Here is a 17,277-nt window from a genome sequence, read left to right as displayed (position 1 = left end):
GTCGCGGTAAATGCAGGCTCTGCGGGCAGGGTAAACAACAGAACAGGAGGGCTAGCGAGCATGGCGAGCAAGGTCGAGGGAGCCTCCGGGACACCGGAGCGGGCGGAAATCGGCCGCGTGATCGACACCGACATCTCGGCGCGCCTCGACCGCCTGCCCTGGGGCCGCTTCCACGTCCTGGTGATCGTGGCGCTCGGCATCACCTGGGTGCTCGACGGCCTCGAGGTGACGCTGGCGGGCTCGCTGGTGGGCGCCCTGCGCCAGCCGCCGATGTCCTTCTCCGAGTTCGACGTCGGCCTCGCGGCCTCCTGCTACCTCGTGGGCGCGGTCACCGGGGCGATCGGCTTCGGATGGCTCACCGACCGCATCGGCCGCAAGAAGTTGTTCTTCATCACGCTCGCCCTCTACCTCGTCGCCACGGCCGCCACGGGCCTGTCCTGGAATATCTGGAGCTTCTGCGTCTTCCGCTTCTTCACGGGCGCGGGGATCGGCGGCGAGTACACGGCGATCAACTCGACCATCCAGGAGCTGGTCCCGGCCCGGGTCCGCGGCTGGACCAACCTCGTCATCAACGGCTCCTTCTGGATCGGCGCGGCCCTCGGCTCGTTCATGTCGATCGTGCTCCTGAAGCCCGAGGTGATCGACCCGGCCTGGGGCTGGCGGGTCGCGTTCTTCACCGGCGGCGCCATCGGCCTCGTGATCCTGCTGCTGCGCACGTGGATTCCCGAGAGCCCGCGGTGGCTCGCCACCCACGGCTACGCCGCCGAGGCCGACCGGGTCGTCACCGGCATCGAGAAGCGCTTCACCGACGAGGGCGTCACCCTCCCGCCGGTGGACGCGAGCAAGCGCATGAAGGTCCGCACCCGCGACCACACCCCGCTGTCGGAGGTGTTCAAGGCCTTGTTCGTCACGAGCCGCAAGGAGACGATGGTCGGCCTCGCGCTGATGATCGCGCAGGCGTTCTTCTACAACGCCCTGTTCTTCACCTACGCGCTGGTGCTGGAGCGGTTCTACGACGTGCCCGGCAACCATGTCGGCTGGTACCTGCTGCCCTTCGCCCTCGGCTCCTTCCTGGGCCCGCTGCTGCTCGGAAGGCTGTTCGACACGATCGGCCGGCGCCAGATGATCGCCTTCACGTACGGCATCTCGGCGCTGCTACTCGCGGGCGTCGGCCTGCTGTTCCGCCTCGAGGTGCTCGGGCCCGTGGGCCAGACGGCCGCCTGGATGGTGGTGTTCTTCTTCGCCTCCGCGGCGGCGAGTTCGGCCTACCTCACGGTCTCGGAGACCTTCCCGCTGGAGATCCGGGCCCTCGCCATCGCGGCCTTCTACGCGGTGGGCACGGGCATCGGCGGCGTGTCGGGCCCGCTCCTGTTCGGCGCCCTGGTGGAGACCGGATCGCGGGACTGGGTGCTGGTCGGCTACGGCATCGGCGCGGCGCTGATGCTGATCGCCGCCGTGGTGGGCGGGATCTGGGGCACGGCCGCGGAGGGCAAGTCCCTGGAGGAGGTGTCGAAGCCGCTGGCGGCGGCCTGAGCGCCCCGGCCCCGGGCGAGCGGACCGGGGCGGACGCGCTGCGACACGGAATACCGGTGTCGCAGCGGCCTCGGCCGCCTCGCTGCGTGCGCGCCGGCGACCGCGTAGGTCGTCACGCCCCCTTCCGCCACACCTGCCCGTGATAGACGAACTTGGCGCCCTCGTTGGCCAGGGCCGCGAGACCCCGGAAGGCAGGGTCCTGGACGGTGATGACGCTGGTGGGAATCCGCCGCATCATCGCGGCGAATGGCGCCTTCTTCTCGAAGGCCGCGCGGAATCCGCTCTCCTCCAGCACCTTGAGGATCCGGGGCGCGATGCCGCCCCCGATGTAGACGCCGCTCGTCGCCAGGAAGGTCAGCGCGAGGTCGCCGCAGACGCGGCCGAGGATCCGGCCGAACAGCTCCAGCGTCTCGGCGGCGTGAGGATCCGAGGTGTCGAGCCCCGCCTCGGTCACGGCGGCCGGCTCGATCTTCTCGTGCGGTCTGCCGGTGCGGACATGCGCCACGGCCGCGTGCATCCGCGAGAGCCCGGGCCCGGATAGAACCGTCTCGACGGTGATGCGGTCCTCGACGCGTTCCAGGACGTGCCAGACCTTCTCCTCGAAATCGTTGGCCGGGCCGATATCCGTGTGCCCGACCTCGGTGGAGACGATGGCGAGATGGGCCGCGTAGGGGATGAGCGCCGCCGCGCCGAAGCCCGTCCCAGGGCCCAGCACCACCCGGGCGCCACCCGGCACCGGCGGACAGGGGCCGACCGGCGTGAGGTCGTGCGGCTCGATATCGGCGGCACCGGCGGCCACCGGCACGTAGTCGTTCACCACCACCGCGGCGGCGAGGCCGAAATCTTCGGCGATGCGCTGGCCGGCGATGCGCCAGTGGGCGTTCGTGAGCTGGATCTCCGGCCCGTCGACCCGGCCGGCGATCGCCAAAATCGCCGAGCGCGGCGCGGGGGCGCGATCCCCGGCCTTCGCCAGCGAGGCCCGGATGGCGCTCGACGGGTCGGGGTGGTCGGCGGTCGCCTCGTGGGACAGGAGCCGCGGCTGGTCGCCGGTCCGCTCGATGAGGCCGAAGCGCGCATTCGTGCCGCCGATATCGCCGACCAGGACCGGAAAATCGAACATTGCAGGGTGTCCCCGTTCGCTGGACCGTCGGGGCAGGAGGGGTGCCCGCGACGGCTCTGATCGTCCACAACCGCGCCAGACCGGGGGCGGGCGCGCCTGAAGGCGGCGCGCGCCCCAGACGGACCCGCTCGTCCTCACACGATGGCGGCCGGCGCCGATAGGACACGCATCACCGGACCCGGTCCCGTATCCCGGACTATAGCCGAGCATTCGATCAAGGCCGATATGGGCGAGCGACATCAGCGGCATGCCGGCCGCGAAGGGCATCCCCAGAGCCGAGGATGCGCGGAACGACCAGCGGCTGGGCCGACGCGTGAGCCGTGCCGACGCGGCTGGGGCCGGTCGCAGGATCGGCGGCGAGGCCGAGCAGGCCAGGATGGGGAACCGGGGCCGGCGGGAGGAAGTGCAGCCACATTGGCCCGGGCCACGCGCAGGACCGGACGGCGCCGGCCAGGATGCAGGCGCCGTCGATGCGCACCGACGCGCCAGATCCCCCGCCCATAGTCCTCCGGCATCGCCAAATTTTCGCGGATAGCGCCGGCGGCCCCCAATCGCGCGGCCGCCACGCGTGATCCTGCGGGATCCGGCGTGCCGGGTCGGGTTCGGCGCGCCTCAGGCCGGCGGCAGGGCCTCGAGGTCGATCGCGCGCCCCTCGGCCCAGTCCCGCAGCAGCGCCCGAACCGCGGCGGGGTCGGGCAGACGGCGGCTCGCGACGGTCTCGCCGTCGCCGACCCGCACCGCGACGCCGCCATCCTCCTCGACCGACGCGAAGGCGATCTCGTCAGTGCGGTCGTCCCCGAAGAATACGGGCCTCCGACCGGCATAGGGGGCCTGCTCCAGGAAGCCTCGGATCGCGTGCGCCTTGGTGGCCTGCGCCGGGACGATCTCGCCCACCGCCTTGCCGAGTTGCAGGCGGTACGAACGCCCGAGGCTCCCGGCTGCCGCCTTGACCAGGGCCTCGGCCCGGCCGGCGTCGTCGGGGCTGGCAAGCCGCCAGTGCACCGCCACCGAGGCGCCCTTGTCCTCGATCAGCACGTTCGCCAGTGCGGCGCTGTCCGCATGGAGCCGTTCGACCTGCCGGCGCAGATCCGGGTGATCCTCCGGCCGCCCGCCGGTGAGCGCGGCGCCGAGGCGGCGCTCGACTCCGTGCAGACCGGCCGCATCCAGCTGCGAGGGGGCCAGGAAGCCGTCGATCACCGAGACGGGACGGCCGGTGACGATCGCGAGCGCGCCGCCGAGACGCAGGCGGAGGCGCTCCAACGTCGTGACGAGCCCGGGCTCGACCTGCACGGCGTCCGGCCGCGGCGCGATCTCGGCGAGGGTGCCGTCGAAGTCGAGGAAGAGGGCGATGTCCATCGCGGAGCTGTCCGGATCTTGAGGGGCGCCCCGGGCTAGCACGGGGCGGCGCCCCGACAAACGCCGGGCGCGCCGCCCTATATCGCCCCGCGGACGATCTGCACGAGGTTCCCCATGTCATGGATGCTCAGACACCCCGATCCCGATCCGGTCGGGCCCGGCGAAGAGAGCGTGTGGGACTACCCGCGCCCACCGCGCCTGGAGCCGGTGGCGGAGCGGCTACGCGTGGTGCTCGGCGGCGCCCCGATCGCCGAGACGGTCGCCGGCTTCCGCGTCCTCGAAACCTCGCATCCCCCGACCTACTATCTGCCGCCGGATGCCATCGCGCCCGGCGCGCTGGCGAACCCGCGGCGGGGCGGGATCTGCGAGTGGAAGGGGCAGGCCGTGCTGTTCGACGTGCAGGGCGGCGGTCGCCACGTGCCGGGGGCGGCCTGGGCCTATCCCGATCCGTCACCGGATTTCCGCGCCATCGCGGGCTGCGTCGCCTTCTACGCGGGCCCGATGGACGCCTGCTTCGTCGGCGACGCCCGGGCCATTCCCCAGCCCGGGACGTTCTACGGCGGCTGGATCACCCCCGGCATCGTCGGGCCGTTAAAGGGCGGGCCGGGAACGATGGGCTGGTGATCGCGAGGGTGCTTTTCGCCCCGGCAGCCCCTAACCATCGGCCATCAGCGAGGGAGACGGAATGAGCGCATTGACCGAGACCGATCCGACGGGCGCAGGCTTCAGCCCCGCGGGTCTCGCGCGGATCGCGCCGTGGATGGACCGACTCGTGGCCGACGGGCGGCTCGCCGGCCTGTCGGTGACGGTGGCGCGCCGGGGCAGCGTGGCCTTCGCCCGCGCCTGCGGGCAGGCGGACCTGGCCCGCGGCACGGCGTTCACCCTCGACACCGTGACGCGGATCTACTCGATGACGAAGCCGCTCACCTCGGTGGCGGTGATGCAGCTCTATGAGCAGGGCCTGTTCCAGCTCGACGATCCGGTCTCGCGGGTGCTGCCCGAATTCGCCGAGATGCGCGTCGCCGTCGGCGGGAACCGGGCGAAGCTCGAGACCGAACCGGCGCGCCGGCCAATCACCGTGCGCGACCTCCTCACCCACACGGCCGGCCTGACCTACGGCTTCATGGAAGCGACCCTGATCGACGCGCAGTACCGCGCGCAGGGCGTCGACTTCCTGGCGCGCGAGGGAACGCTGGCCGAGATGACGGCCCGGGTGGCGACGCTGCCCCTCCTCGCGCAGCCCGGCAGCGCCTGGAACTATAGCGTCGCCACCGATGTCCTGGGCCAGTACGTGGCGGCGCTGAGCGGGCGGCCTTTCGCCGATTACCTGCGGGAGAACGTCATCGCCCCGCTCGGCATGGCCGATACGGACTTCCACGTCCGCGCCGATCTAATGCCGCGCTTCTGCGCGACCTACGTGTACGACCGCGAGCGGCGGCTCAGCCTGTTCGACGATTCCGTGGAGACGACCTTCGCGCAGCCGCCCGTGATCGCGTCGGGCGGTGGCGGCCTCGTCTCGACGGCGGCCGACTACCAGCGCTTCTGCCGGATGATCCTCAACGGCGGCACCCTGGACGGCGCGCGGCTTCTGGGCCGCAAGACCGTCGCCCTGATGCTCGCCAACCACCTGCCCGGTGACCTCGCCGCCATGGGCACGCCCCGCTTCGCCGAGACCTCCTACACGGGCATCGGCTTCGGCCTCGGCTTCTCGGTGATGCTCGATCCGGCACGAGCCCAGATCCTCGGCACGCCGGGCGAAGTCGCCTGGGGCGGCTTGGCCTCGACGGCGTTCTGGATCGACCCGGCCGAGGATCTCTCGGTGGTACTCATGACGCAGCTCGTGCCGTCCTCGGCGCTGCCGATCCGGCGGGAGCTGCGCGTCCTGACCTACGCGGCGCTCGATGCGTGAGGGGTTGCCCCTCACTCCTGCGGAGCGGCCTCAGGCGCGGCGGGCTTGGCCGCCGGCTTCGCACCGGCCTTGGCGGTGGACTTGGCCGGGGTGGCGAATTCCGGATCGCTGCGCGGACCGCTGGGACCGTTCGTCGGGCCGGCGAGCTGGCCGGGGGCGAGGTCGGCCACCTTGTTCCAAGTCTGCGACTTGCACAGGAAGGCGATCAGGCAGCCCCGCACCGTCAGCTCACCCGGCTTCTCGGTCCAGATGGTGACGTCGTACGACTTGCCGTCCTCGGAATTGTAGATCTTGCCCTCGTAGTGGGCATCGGCGTTCGGCCGCAGGCCCATGATGAGCTGATGGCCGAGCGACGGACGCGCCTGCTTCTTGGGATCGGGATTCTTGAAATCGATCCGCGGCTCGCCCTTCTCGTTGAGCGGGACCTTCAGCCAGACCACGTAGCCGCACAGCCGGTCCGCGGCGGTGCCGCACTTCTCGAGGCGCACGCGGGCGCGGCCATCCTCGGTCAGATAGGTGCCGCTGGGATCAGTCGGGGTTGCGGCGCGCGCCGAACCCGCCAGCCCCGCGAGCGCCAGGATCGCGAGCGGCGCGACGCGGCGGCCGATCGAAGTGAACCTCATTCCCGAACTCCTTGCCTCACGCGCCGTAATGGACACCTGACCGCCCTCGCGAAGATCGCTCGCGCGCGGCAGGTGCCTCATATCCCGCGTATCGCCTGCGCCGGGCGGAACGCCGGACGGCATGCGCTTCTTGCCCGCCCTCTCCCGCGCGAAGTTGTTCGCATCATGACAACGCAGCTTAGGGCTGAAGGGATACAGGCCGTTCCGCACGTCCGTCGGCCCGCACTCAGATCCGGGTCGGCGGCGCGTCGCGAGCCGCGCCGAGGGGGCGCTGCATCAGCGTCACGTCGAGCCAGCGCCCGTGCTTGTATCCGACGCCTACCAGGGTGCCCACCGGGGTGAAGCCGAGGCTCGCGTGCAGCACCACGGAGGCCTGGGAGCCGCTCTGGGCGATGATCGCGATCATCGCCCGGCAATCGAGATGCTCGCTGGCCGCGATCAGCGCGGCGAGCAGGCTGCGGCCTACCCCGCGACCGCGAAAGGCCCGCGCCACGTAGATCGAATCCTCGACGGTGGAGCGGTAGGCCGCGCGCTGATGGTAGGGGCCGGCATAGGCGTAACCCGCGATCGCCCCGTCCCTTTCGGCAACGAGATAGGGAAATCCGTCGCCGCGCAGGAGCGCGAAGCGCCGGGTCATCTCGGCCAGGGTCGGCGCCTCGGTCTCGAAACTGACCGTGCTGGTGGCGACGGCATCCCCGTAGATCGCCGTGATGGCGGGAAGGTCGGCTTCGCGGGCCGGTCGTATCATGTCCGTCACGGCGACACGATATCCGAGTCCGCGGCGATCCGGCAACGCGGCCGGCGCCGCTCCGCATTCCCCGTCATGCCGGCTCCGTGCGGCGCGGGTGTCGCGTCCGGCACGGCGAGACAGTCGGATACAGAGAAGCCGGACCCTGGGCAGGGGTCCGGCTCCGTCGCGACGCGCGTTCGTTCAAGGGCTGGCCTTGCGGCGAAGACCAGCCCTCCATTGGGAATCGGATCCGTTCAGCCCTGCTTCGCCTTCTTGTTGGCGTTGTGGTGCCCGATGGCGCAGCCGGCCGCGGCGCCCATCTTGCCGTGACCGGCCACGTGGCCGGCGACACCGCCGACGACGGCACCCTTGAGGCATCCCTTCGCTTCGGCCGGAGCACCGGCGAGCAGGGCACCGATGGTGAGGGCGGCGGCGAGTGCGATCCGATTGGTCATCGAGGTGATCTCCTGTTGTCCCTGTCGAAACCGCGCCGCGGGCGGACCCGTTCCCGGTCCGTCCGTCACGATGGGTTGTGGACTCAGCGCGCGATCCCGGTCACGAGCCCGACGAGATCCAATGGAGCGTCCGTCCCGGTCTTGGCGACAATCGCCTTCCGCTATCAGCGGGCGTTCGCTGCGGTGGCCGCGAGGCGGGATGCCGCCTCGGCGAGGAATGTCCCGCCGGAGAGGGCCTGAGCGAGACGGGCCGCCACGGGCGTCGGCCGATGCGCCCCCGGAGCCCGCGCCGCTGCCGGCTGCGGAAGGTGCAGCACCCGCCCCGCGCAATCGAGGACGTCGCGGCGCTTGATGACGGCGAAGGCCTGGGTCGATCCGACGAGCCGGGCCATCTCGTCGACCGCGGTCAGCAGGCCTGCCCGCCGGAGCAGCCGCGACAGGCACCGAAGCCGGTCCTTCACCGCGAAGCCGAGCCCCGCGAAACACCGCAGGTCGCCCCGGGCGAGCAGGTCCTCATCGAACGGCAGGCGCGCGAACTCCTCCGATGTGGCGAAGTCCTGATCGACCGCGACGCCCCGCGCGCATGATCGGCCGCCCGCGCAGGCGAGGATCCTCGCGGCACCGGCCCTGGCCGCGGTAGCGCTGCGCGGCATCCTCCGGGGCGGGCGTGTAGAAATTGTCGACCGCCGTCCGGTCCGATCGGAGGAGCATGCCCCTTGCTGCCGGAGGCGTGACGCCCCGTCGAGCGGCTCCGGCCAGCGCGCCGGGTCGACGACAGCTTCCTCAAGGCCGCTTTCGAAGCCGGTCTCAAGGTCGTCGCGCAGGCGCGCGACGTGATCACGGGTCAGGCTGGACATCGAAGCCGTATCCAAGCGACCGGATCCTGCCGATCCACACGCGCTCGCCGAGTCCGCATCCGCAGCACGCGTGGATATTAGGCACGACTATAGAACGCACGCCCATCGTCACGCAGGCCGGTGTCAAAGTGTAGTATTCGCATCGAGCGCAACGGGGTTTATATTTGGCGGCTTCGGCGGCGTCGCCCACCGAGACGCCTCCATTCGCATGATCGCGGAAGCGACCGTCCAGGGAGCGGTTTGCCGGCCCCGGCGAAGCAGCGGAGATCCTACGCGCGACCGCTCAGGCCGCCTCAGCCGGCGGTGCGCAGGCTACCCACGGTGGTAGCCGTCGGCATCTCCTCGGTGATCGGCTCCTGAATCAGCGTCCAGTAGCCGAGTGCCGCCACCAGGGCGATCACGGCACCGGTGATGAACGCCATCGAGAAATGCCCCGTCCCGCCGACGATGAAGCCCGTGATCGTGGGCGCCAGGGCGCCGCCGATGTAGCCGCCGAAATTCTGCATGGCGCCGAGCGAGGCCGTGCAGCTCGCCGGCGCTGCCACGGAGGCCATCGCCCAGGCCGCCGATGAACTCATGTAGACCAGGAACAGCGAGGCCGAGATGCACGCGATGGCGAGCGTGTCGCTCGGCGTCAGGGCAGCCACCACGGTGAAGGCGGCGGTCGCCACCAGGGAGGCGGCCATCGGGATCTTGCGACTGCGGATCGGGTCGACGCCCCGGCGGACCAGGATGTCGACCACCCGGCCGCCCAGGATGCCGCCCAACACGCCGAAGGCGAAGGGGATCGAGCCGATGAGACCGGTCTTCTGCAGGGTGAAGTGTCGCTCGATCTCCAGGTAGCTGGGCAGCCACGCCGTATAGAGCCACGTCATGTAGATGCAGCCGAAATAGCCGATGATCATTCCCCAGCTGGTCCGGAAACCGAACAGCCGCCGCCACGCGCTCCAAGTGACCGCGCGACGCGCGTTCGGCCCGTCGCCCTCCTCCAGGAAGGTGCGTTCGCCGGGCGTCAGATCGGTCTCGCGCGGATTGCGGAACACCAGGTAGACGATCGCAGCCAGCAGGAGCCCGGCCGCCCCCATGATCACGAACATCGCACGCCAGCCGAAGCTGACCATCAGGAAGGTCAGCAGGGGCAGGGCCAGGAAGGTGCCCAGCGAGGAGGCGCAGTTCCAGATTCCCGTGGCAGTGCCCCGCTGGCGGATGTTGAACCAGTCGCGGGAGACCCGGGCGCAGGTGGGGAAATGCGGCGCCTCGCCCACGCCGAGCACGATGCGGGCGCTGACGAATTGCCAGAACGACGACACGGCGCCGCCGAGCATCTGGCCGAAGGACCAGCAGGTGAGGCCGAGGGTCAGGGTCAGGCGCGGGCCGAGTCGGTCCGCGAGGGCCCCGGCCGGCAGCTGCGCGAAGGCGTAGGCCCACAGGAACGCCGAGAGCAGCAGTCCCATGTCGGGGATCGACAGACCGAGATCTTCGCGGATCAGCGGGTTGGCCACCGCCAGGGTGGCGCGGTCGACGTAGTTGACGACGCCCGCCGTCACCAGGAGCGCGAGCGAGATCGTCTGGATGCGCCGCAGGCGCGGCGTCGCGGCCAAGGCCATCGGATCCTCCCGGGATGACGGGCCCCTTCGGGGCTCCGAACCGACCAAGTCAGCGACTCGCGACGGCCAACCCGCATTCTGCATCGATCCTGGGTCGTTGGAAGAGGCGTTCGGCCCTCGCCTCCCGGCGCCTGGCATCGTAGACCGCCTGCAACCCTCATCGTCCGAGACAGCTCCGTTGCGCCTGACCCAGATCACCCACCACGACCTCGACGGCTACGGTGCCTCCACGGTGGCGGCCGCCTGCGCGACGGTGGAGCGCGTCGTGCACGTGCCCCGCTACAGCGATGTCGGTCCGGTCCTCGAGGACGAGATCAAGCGCCTCGGCCGGGCGACCGAAGGCGAGGCGCTGCTGATGACCGACCTCGGCCTGGAGGAGCAGACCATCGCGGGTCTGAGGAAGTTCGCCGCGATGAACCGCCGCCGGGAGGAGGGCCGGAAGCACCGCCTCGTCGTCCTCGATCACCACGCCTCGTCCCTCGATCAGCTGAAGCGCCTCGGGTTGGAGCCGGCCGCCGATCCGGACCGCCCCGGCCTCAACCGGATCGATCTCGGCGACCCCGAGATCGCGGTGCTCATCGAGGAAGACATCTGCGCGACCCGGATGGCTTTCGACCATCGCGCCCTGTTCGCCACCCGCGAGCCCGAGACCGATCTCTCAAGCCTTCTGGCGGCGGTGGATGCCCTCGACCTCTGGCGTAAGGAGAGCCCGCATTTCCGCGGTGGCCTGGCGCTCGACGAATTGTTCTGGGACGTGGTGTCGAGCTACGTGCCGGTGGGCCATCCGTGGCACGAGCGCTTCGTGTCCGACATCCTGCTCGCGGCCGCGTCGGCCCTGCGCGACGGCGCGAGCCCGGCCGAGCTCGAACGACGCGCCGCGGCGATCCGCATCGGGGTGGTGGATTCCCTGTTGCGCGAGGCCCCCGACGACGATCCGGACCTCACCACGCGCATGCGGCTCGCCCGGGCGCTGGCCCGCTCGGACACCCTGTTCCGCCCGCTCAAGGACGGAACGCTCCTGTCCTTCGCCCTCGATTCCGGCACCTTCCAGCGGGTCTCCGACCTGATCATGGAGGCTGGTCGGGCCAAGCGCGTGGTCAATGTCCAGCGGATGGGCAATCTCTCGTTCCGCTCCATCGACGGCACGGCGCTCGACGGCGCCCGCCTGTTCCGCGGCGGCGGGCACCGGGACGCCGCAGGCGGCCGTCTCCAGAACGGGTCGGCCTTCTCGATGGCGGACGCGATCGCCCAGGTGGAGCCGGTGCTGAACCCCGAGAAGCCCGCGGGATCGGACAGCCCGTTCGCCGCGCTGAAGAACTGGAAGGGGTGAGCCGCCGGGAGGTTCGCCGCGGCGTCGCCGTGATGTCGTCCGTCAGACCGGAATGTCGGTTCAGAGCCTGAAATCTTCGCCGAGATACAGCCGCCGCGCCTCCGGGTTCGCCACGATCTCCTCGGGGGTCCCCTCCGTGAGGATGCGGCCGGAATGGGCGATGTAGGCGCGGTCGATCAGGCCCAGCGTCTCGCGGACATTGTGGTCGGTGATCAGCACGCCGATGCCGCGCTGCTTGAGATGCTTCACCAAGTCCTGGATGTCGCCCACTGCGATCGGGTCGATGCCCGCGAAGGGCTCGTCCAGCAGCATGAAGGTCGGCGAGGAGGCCAGCGCCCGGGCGATCTCGCAGCGCCGCCGCTCGCCGCCCGAGAGGGCGATCGAGGGCGCCTTGCGCAGGCGCGCGATGTCGAACTCCTCCAGCAACGCATCCAGCTTGCGCGCGCGCTCCTTGCGGTCCGGCTCGACCACCTCGAGCACCGCGCGGATGTTGTCCTCCACGGAGAGCCCGCGGAAGATCGACGCCTCCTGCGGCAGGTAGCCGATGCCGAGCCGGGCCCGCTGGTACATGGGCAGGTGGGTGATCGGCAGGCCGTCCAGACTGATCTGGCCGCGGTCGGCCGCCACCAGGCCGGTGATCATGTAGAAGATCGTCGTCTTTCCGGCGCCGTTCGGCCCCAGCAGGCCGACGGCCTCCCCGGTGCGGACCGTGAGACCCGCCTCGTGGACGACGGTCCGGGCGCCGTAGCTCTTGCGCAGGCCGCGGACGCTGAGGATGCCGAGGCCGCCCTCGTCGCTCGGAGCCCAGCCGTCGACCGCGGCGCCCTCCTCCGGCCGCGCGCGCCGGCCGAACAGGCGGCCGAGCCAGCCCGTGCGACCCGCCGCCTGCTCCGGGCCAGCCTCGAACGCCACGGCGCCGCTCAATCGACCTGCGCCTTCGGCCTGGCCGGCGGCGGCTGCGCGCAGCCTTTCGCCTTGCCGTCCTTCGCGTCGGCCTTCTCGCCGGGCACAAACAGGGCGGAGACGCGGCCACCCGGCACCGGGTCCATGTTCGCCCGGCCGGTGTTCATGTCGTAGACCAGGCGCTGGCCGCGGGTGACGTTCTGGCACTGGCTCAGCACGACGTTGCCGGTGAGGACGATCCGCTTGGCGTCCTGGTCGAATTCGGCGCGGTCGCCCGTGGCGACCTGATCCTTCTGCACCACCGTCACCGGGCCGGCGCAATCGACCTTCTGGATACCGTTCTCCGCGGGATTCCGGGGAGCCGAAGCTTCGGCCCCGTCATCCTTCGCATCGCCCTTCGCAGGCTTGCCCGTCCCGTCCTTGCCACGCTTGTAATGGACCGTCATGGTCGAGCACCGGATGGTGCTGTCGCCCTGAACGGCCACGACGTTGCCGGCGAAAATCGCCTTGTTCTCCCGGTCGAACACGTCGAGGCGGTCGGCGTCGATCTTGATCGGGTCCTTGCCGCCACCGCCGATGTTGCCGAAGGGCGAGTCCTTGCGGGCAGCCGGCTTCTCGGCGAGCGCCGGACCGGCGAACGCCAGTCCTGCCGCCAGGGCGGCCCATAGCAGGCGGGCACCGCTCATCGGGAACCGTCCGCGGCTTGCGCATCCGAGGTCTGTACCCGCAGAGGCGGCCTCTCGGCCTGATCCGCGTTGGCGATAACGACGTGGACGTTGCCGACGAAGGAGATCCGCTTGCCGCTCTCCACCACGTCGAGACTGTCGGCGCTCACGGTGGCGCGCGGGCTCGAGACGGTGACGGGCTCCTGCGAGGTGATCGCGCCGGTCTTGAACGCGACGGCCGCCGAGCGCAGCCGGGCCTCCTCGCCCTTGTCGGTCCAGATCCGGATGTCGGTCTTCAGGTCGAGGGCCTCGCGGGCCGTGTCGAACAGGCCCGAGGCCGCCGACAGGCGGGCGACGCCGCCCTGGTCGTCGGTGGCGATGTGTCCCCGCATCTGCTGCAGTTCGATCTGGCTCGGCTTGCGCACGTCCTGCAGGGCGGCGTCGGCCGTCACCTCGTAGCCGCGCGTACCTTGCCGGAACCCGGCGAGCCGGGGGTTCTCCATGCGGACCTTCGATCCGGCGAGGGTCACCGGTCCGACCGAAACGCCCGGCAATTGGGTCGCAAAGGGATTGAACAGGAAGCCGAGGAGCAGCGCCACCGAGCCCCCGGCCATCACCGGGATGAGGCGACGCATCGCGCGCACGCGGCCGCTGTGGCGGTACGCCTGGGCATGCGCCCGCGTCCGCGCCGCCGCGACCGCCTGTCCGTTGCCGGCTTGAGCCTCGACCGGGTTCATGCAGCGTCCGTGAGGCGCGCCGAGCGCGCGCGAGGGAAGTGGGGTCCGACGCCTGCGGCCCCCACCGCGCCCGCGCCACGGGCCGGGCAATGCTCCCGACCAGTGGCGAAGTTATGGCTCGACCATTTCCGAATGATCAACCGAAGCCGCGATCGCCGGGCGCGGATGTGTGCGAAGACACACGCCGCGCGCCAAGGGCAGCCTCCGCCCCCCGTGCCTAAGTAGTCCTACGCGCCCCTGGCAGTCGCCAGGGCCGCCGCCACGGTCCGGGCGAAGGCAGCCGGGTCGCGGGGGCTGTCGCCGTCCTGGATGCGCGCGAGGTCGAGCAACGTGCCGGCGGCCTGCGGCACCTCTGATTCGGGCGCGGCGGCCAACGCGCGGATCAGCGGGTGGCGCGGATTGATCTCCAGGACCGGCTGCCCGGCACCGGCGCGCCCGGCACGGCGCATGAGCCGCTGCATCTGCAGGTCGGGTCCTCCGGTGCCGGCCGACAGGACTACCGCCGAATCGACCAGCCGGTCCGTGGTGCGCACGTCCGCGACCTCGGCACCCAGCGCGGTCTTCACGGCGGCCACGAAGGCATCGATGCCCTCGAGCGCCTCCGCCTGCTCGCCCGCGACGGCGAATTTCGACAGGTCGAGCCCGCCCTTGGTGATCGAGCGGAGCGGCTTCCCGTCGAAGGTGCCGAGCTGGTCGGGCCAGAAGGCGTCGACATGGTCGGAGAGGAGCAGCACTTCGAGGCCACGCGCCCTGAAGCCCTCGAGCTGAGGCGACGATTTCAGCGCCTCGGCATCGTCGGCCACGAGGTAGTAGATCGCCTCCTGTCCGTCCTTCATGCGGGACACGTAGTCGGGCAGCGAAGTCCAGCCCTCCACCGCCGACGAGCGGAAGCGCAGCAGCGGCGCGATCTCGCCCCGGCGCTCGAAATCCTCGTAGATGCCCTCCTTGAGAACGGGACCGAAATTCTCCCAGAAGGCTTGGTAGCCGTCGGCATCCTTGGCGCGGGTGGCGAGTTCGGACACGACGCGGCCGGTGACGGCGCGGCGGATCCGCGCCAGAGCCGGGGTCGATTGCAGCATCTCGCGCGAGACGTTGAGGGGCAGGTCCTCGGTGTCGACGACGCCCTGGACGAAGCGCAGCCAGGGCGGCAGCAGCTCGGCTTCGTCGGTGATGAACATCCGTCGCACGTGCAGGCGGACCTTGCTCTGCCGATCGTTGTCGAGGGCCTGAAACGGCTTGGAGCCCGGCACGAACAGCAGCGCGGAGAATTCGAGCTGCCCCTCGGCGCGCCAGTGCAGCGTGGCCCAGGGTTTGTCGAAATTCATGCCGATGGAGCGGTAGAACTCCTCATACTGCTCGTCGCTGACCTCGGATTTCGGTTTGCGCCAGAGCGCCGTGCCCTGGTTGGCCGATTCGTCCTTCCCGTCATGCGCGATGGCGATCGGGACCGTGATGAAATCGGCCCATTTCCGCACCAGATGGTCGAGGCGGTAGGGCTCCAAGTACTCGTCCGCATCCTCCTTGAGGTGCAGCACGATGTCGGTACCCGGCTCGGCCCGGGTCGCGGGCTCGAGGGTGTAGTTGCCCTGCCCTTCCGAGGCCCACGTCCAGGCCTCGTCGCTGCCGGCGCGGCGCGACGTGACGGTGACGCGGTCGGCGACCATGAAGGCCGAGTAGAAGCCGACGCCGAACTGGCCGATCAGGCTCGGCCGGTCCTCGGCCTTCGCGGATTCCAGCGTCTGCGAGAAAGCCCGCGTGCCGGAGCGCGCGATGGTGCCGAGGTTGGCGGCCAAGTCCTCCTTGGTCATGCCGATCCCGGCATCCGAGACGGTGAGCGTCCGCGCCTCCTTGTCGGGCGCGATGCGGACCTTGGCGTCCGGCGGCAGGGCGCTCGCCGCCGAGGTCAGGGCCTCGAATCGCCGCCGGTCCATGGCGTCGGCGGCGTTGGCGACGAGCTCGCGCAGGAAGATCTCGCGGTCGGAATAGAGCGCATGCACGACAAGGTCGAGGAGCCGGCCTACCTCGGCCCCGAACTCGTGCCGCTCGATCGTCTCGCTCACGGGTGATGCCTCCGCTGTGGGGAAAAACGCGGTGGCGATATGCTTGCGAACGCGACCGTTTTCAATGCACCCGGCGGACTCGGCGGCGTCGACATGGCGGCCGGCCGCCTTCTGGGAGCGCCGTCACGACCGGCCGGTTCAGATCTCGATCTCCGTCCCGACCTCGACGATCTGGCGGGTCGGCAGTCCGAAATGGGCGCCCGTGCGCTCGGCATTGCGCTTCATGAAGGCGAACAGGCCCTCCCGCCAGGGTGCCATGCCGGGATGGGTCGGCGACGGGATCACCACCTCGTGTCCGACGAAGTAGGTCATGTCCTCGAGATATTCCGGGGGCAGCAATCCGCTGGCCACGGCGCATTGCAGGCCTTCGGGGATCGAGGCGGTCTGCATGAACCCGTATCGCAGGACCACCCGCTCCATGCCGGGCGTGTATTTCGAGATCGCCTTGCGAATGCCCTGCGCCACCAGGGTCACCTGCGCGCGCTCGCTCGCGGGGATCACCGGATCCTCCTCGTACAGGACGGTGATCAGCAGGATCCGCTCGTGCAGGCAGCGGCTGCGCTCCAGCAGACGGCCGAGCGCCATCGGGATCCCCTCGGTGGCGGCGGTCAGGAAGGCCGCGGTGCCGGGCAGCGTCACCGGCGGATGCGAGGCGAGGCTGGCGAGGAACGTCGCCTCGGACATGCGCATGGCTTGGCGGACGGATTCGAGAACCTGATTGCCCTTCATCCAAGTCAGCATCAGGAAGGCGACCACGGCCGCCAGCAGCAGCGGAAACCAGCCGCCCTCGAACAGCTTCACGCTGTTGGCGGCGAAGAAAACGACGTCGATGGCGAGGAAGAAGCCGTTGACCGCGCAGACCAGGATCGGATTGTAGCCCCAGCGCAGCGCGATCAGCGCCGCCAGCAGCGTGGTGATGCCCATCAGGGCCGAGACCGCGATGCCGTAGGCGCCCGCCAGGGCGTCGGAGGAGCCGAACACCACGACGGCGGTGAGCGTCGCGGCCGCGAGCAGCCAGTTCACACCGGGCACGTAGATCTGGCCGCGCTCCTCCTGATCGGTATGGACCACCCGCATCATCGGCATGAAGCCCAGCTGGATCGCTTGCTGGGTCAGCGAGTAGACGCCCGAGATGACCGCCTGGGAGGCGATGACGGTGGCCATCGTGGCCAGCGCGACCAGCGGGTAATGCGCCCAGTCGGGCGCGAGCCGGTAGAAGGGGTTCTCGATCGCGTCGGGCTCGGCGATGATCAGGGCGCCCTGCCCGCAGTAATGGATCAGCAGTGCCGGCAGCACGAGGCCGAACCACGCGAAGCGGATCGCCGGGGCGCCGAAATGCCCGAGATCGGCATACATCGCCTCGCCCCCGGTCACCGCGAGGAACGCCGCGCC

Annotated in this window: 16 protein-coding genes; 4 read left to right on the top strand and 12 right to left on the bottom strand. The window is 70.5% G+C overall.

From position 1 onward, the window contains the following. Window positions 1-60 precede the first annotated feature (60 nt). Window positions 61-1,533, top strand: coding sequence for an MFS transporter (locus tag MFF58_RS13745; protein WP_238288624.1), 1,473 nt, complete (start codon window positions 61-63; stop codon window positions 1,531-1,533). Between the two features lie 112 nt (window positions 1,534-1,645). Here the strand turns inward: MFF58_RS13745 and MFF58_RS13740 are convergent, their stop codons facing one another. Together MFF58_RS13740 and otsB are read right to left on the bottom strand one after the other, a co-directional pair. Beyond that, on the bottom strand, window positions 1,646-2,653 hold the full coding sequence (locus MFF58_RS13740; protein ID WP_238288615.1) for a glucokinase: 1,008 nt from the start codon (window positions 2,651-2,653) through the stop codon (window positions 1,646-1,648). Between the two features lie 612 nt (window positions 2,654-3,265). After that, window positions 3,266-4,009, bottom strand: a complete 744-nt coding sequence (gene otsB / locus MFF58_RS13735) for a trehalose-phosphatase (protein ID WP_238288613.1) — start codon at window positions 4,007-4,009, stop codon at window positions 3,266-3,268. A 114-nt stretch (window positions 4,010-4,123) separates the two neighbouring features. Between otsB and MFF58_RS13730 the strand changes: the two genes are divergently transcribed. Beyond that, the gene (locus tag MFF58_RS13730) at window positions 4,124-4,633 is read left to right on the top strand and encodes a DUF427 domain-containing protein (protein WP_238288604.1); all 510 of its coding nucleotides are present in this window, start codon (window positions 4,124-4,126) and stop codon (window positions 4,631-4,633) included. Window positions 4,634-4,694: 61 nt separating this feature from the next. Beyond that, a complete protein-coding gene (locus MFF58_RS13725) occupies window positions 4,695-5,918 on the top strand; it encodes a serine hydrolase domain-containing protein (RefSeq protein ID WP_238288602.1) in 1,224 nt (407 codons plus the stop codon). A gap of 11 nt (window positions 5,919-5,929) precedes the next feature. Here the strand turns inward: MFF58_RS13725 and MFF58_RS13720 are convergent, their stop codons facing one another. The 5 genes from MFF58_RS13720 to MFF58_RS13700 form a co-directional block, all read right to left on the bottom strand. Next, window positions 5,930-6,541: a DUF2147 domain-containing protein gene (locus tag MFF58_RS13720; RefSeq protein ID WP_238288594.1), complete on the bottom strand. Its 612-nt coding sequence runs from the start codon at window positions 6,539-6,541 to the stop codon at window positions 5,930-5,932. A 226-nt stretch (window positions 6,542-6,767) separates the two neighbouring features. Next, complete coding sequence (locus tag MFF58_RS13715; protein WP_238288592.1) at window positions 6,768-7,298, bottom strand: GNAT family N-acetyltransferase; 531 nt, start codon at window positions 7,296-7,298, stop codon at window positions 6,768-6,770. Window positions 7,299-7,525: 227 nt separating this feature from the next. Further along, on the bottom strand, window positions 7,526-7,726 hold the full coding sequence (locus tag MFF58_RS13710; RefSeq protein WP_238288590.1) for a hypothetical protein: 201 nt from the start codon (window positions 7,724-7,726) through the stop codon (window positions 7,526-7,528). Between the two features lie 164 nt (window positions 7,727-7,890). Next, a complete protein-coding gene (locus tag MFF58_RS13705) occupies window positions 7,891-8,379 on the bottom strand; it encodes a hypothetical protein (RefSeq protein ID WP_238288588.1) in 489 nt (162 codons plus the stop codon). A 497-nt stretch (window positions 8,380-8,876) separates the two neighbouring features. Beyond that, complete coding sequence (locus tag MFF58_RS13700; RefSeq protein ID WP_238288586.1) at window positions 8,877-10,190, bottom strand: MFS transporter; 1,314 nt, start codon at window positions 10,188-10,190, stop codon at window positions 8,877-8,879. A gap of 178 nt (window positions 10,191-10,368) precedes the next feature. Between MFF58_RS13700 and MFF58_RS13695 the strand changes: the two genes are divergently transcribed. Beyond that, a complete protein-coding gene (locus MFF58_RS13695; RefSeq protein ID WP_238288584.1) occupies window positions 10,369-11,520 on the top strand; it encodes a dimethylmenaquinone methyltransferase in 1,152 nt (383 codons plus the stop codon). Window positions 11,521-11,580: 60 nt separating this feature from the next. On the opposite strand, the gene lptB is transcribed toward MFF58_RS13695, so the two are convergent. From lptB to MFF58_RS13670, 5 genes are all read right to left on the bottom strand, one after another. Beyond that, entirely contained in the window at window positions 11,581-12,432 is an 852-nt protein-coding gene (lptB, locus tag MFF58_RS13690) for an LPS export ABC transporter ATP-binding protein (RefSeq protein ID WP_373323343.1), read from the bottom strand. An 8-nt stretch (window positions 12,433-12,440) separates the two neighbouring features. After that, entirely contained in the window at window positions 12,441-13,109 is a 669-nt protein-coding gene (locus tag MFF58_RS13685) for an LptA/OstA family protein (RefSeq protein ID WP_238288581.1), read from the bottom strand. Next, entirely contained in the window at window positions 13,106-13,825 is a 720-nt protein-coding gene (gene lptC / locus MFF58_RS13680; RefSeq protein WP_238288579.1) for an LPS export ABC transporter periplasmic protein LptC, read from the bottom strand. Before lptC ends, MFF58_RS13685 begins: the two co-directional genes overlap by 4 nt. A 227-nt stretch (window positions 13,826-14,052) precedes the next feature. Next, entirely contained in the window at window positions 14,053-15,885 is a 1,833-nt protein-coding gene (gene htpG, locus MFF58_RS13675; RefSeq protein ID WP_238288577.1) for a molecular chaperone HtpG, read from the bottom strand. Window positions 15,886-16,023: 138 nt separating this feature from the next. Continuing rightward, window positions 16,024-17,277, bottom strand: a 1,254-nt coding sequence (locus tag MFF58_RS13670; RefSeq protein ID WP_238288571.1) for a KUP/HAK/KT family potassium transporter, incomplete at its 5' end; no start/stop codon positions are given.

The sequence above is a fragment of the Methylobacterium longum genome (assembly GCF_022179385.1).
In the GTDB taxonomy this organism is placed as follows: domain Bacteria; phylum Pseudomonadota; class Alphaproteobacteria; order Rhizobiales; family Beijerinckiaceae; genus Methylobacterium; species Methylobacterium longum.
The sequence above is the reverse complement of the archived record's forward strand: the minus strand, read 5'-3'. Positions and strand labels throughout refer to the sequence as shown.

Coding starts and splice junctions, on each gene's coding strand:
- MFF58_RS13745 (WP_238288624.1), top strand. CDS start 61: ATGGCGAGCAAGGTCGAGGGAGCCTCCGGGACACCGGAGCGGGCGGAA.
- MFF58_RS13740 (WP_238288615.1), bottom strand. CDS start 2,653: ATGTTCGATTTTCCGGTCCTGGTCGGCGATATCGGCGGCACGAATGCG.
- otsB (WP_238288613.1), bottom strand. CDS start 4,009: ATGGACATCGCCCTCTTCCTCGACTTCGACGGCACCCTCGCCGAGATC.
- MFF58_RS13730 (WP_238288604.1), top strand. CDS start 4,124: ATGTCATGGATGCTCAGACACCCCGATCCCGATCCGGTCGGGCCCGGC.
- MFF58_RS13725 (WP_238288602.1), top strand. CDS start 4,695: ATGAGCGCATTGACCGAGACCGATCCGACGGGCGCAGGCTTCAGCCCC.
- MFF58_RS13720 (WP_238288594.1), bottom strand. CDS start 6,541: ATGAGGTTCACTTCGATCGGCCGCCGCGTCGCGCCGCTCGCGATCCTG.
- MFF58_RS13710 (WP_238288590.1), bottom strand. CDS start 7,726: ATGACCAATCGGATCGCACTCGCCGCCGCCCTCACCATCGGTGCCCTG.
- MFF58_RS13705 (WP_238288588.1), bottom strand. CDS start 8,379: ATGCCGCGCAGCGCTACCGCGGCCAGGGCCGGTGCCGCGAGGATCCTC.
- MFF58_RS13700 (WP_238288586.1), bottom strand. CDS start 10,190: ATGGCCTTGGCCGCGACGCCGCGCCTGCGGCGCATCCAGACGATCTCG.
- MFF58_RS13685 (WP_238288581.1), bottom strand. CDS start 13,109: ATGAGCGGTGCCCGCCTGCTATGGGCCGCCCTGGCGGCAGGACTGGCG.
- lptC (WP_238288579.1), bottom strand. CDS start 13,825: ATGAACCCGGTCGAGGCTCAAGCCGGCAACGGACAGGCGGTCGCGGCG.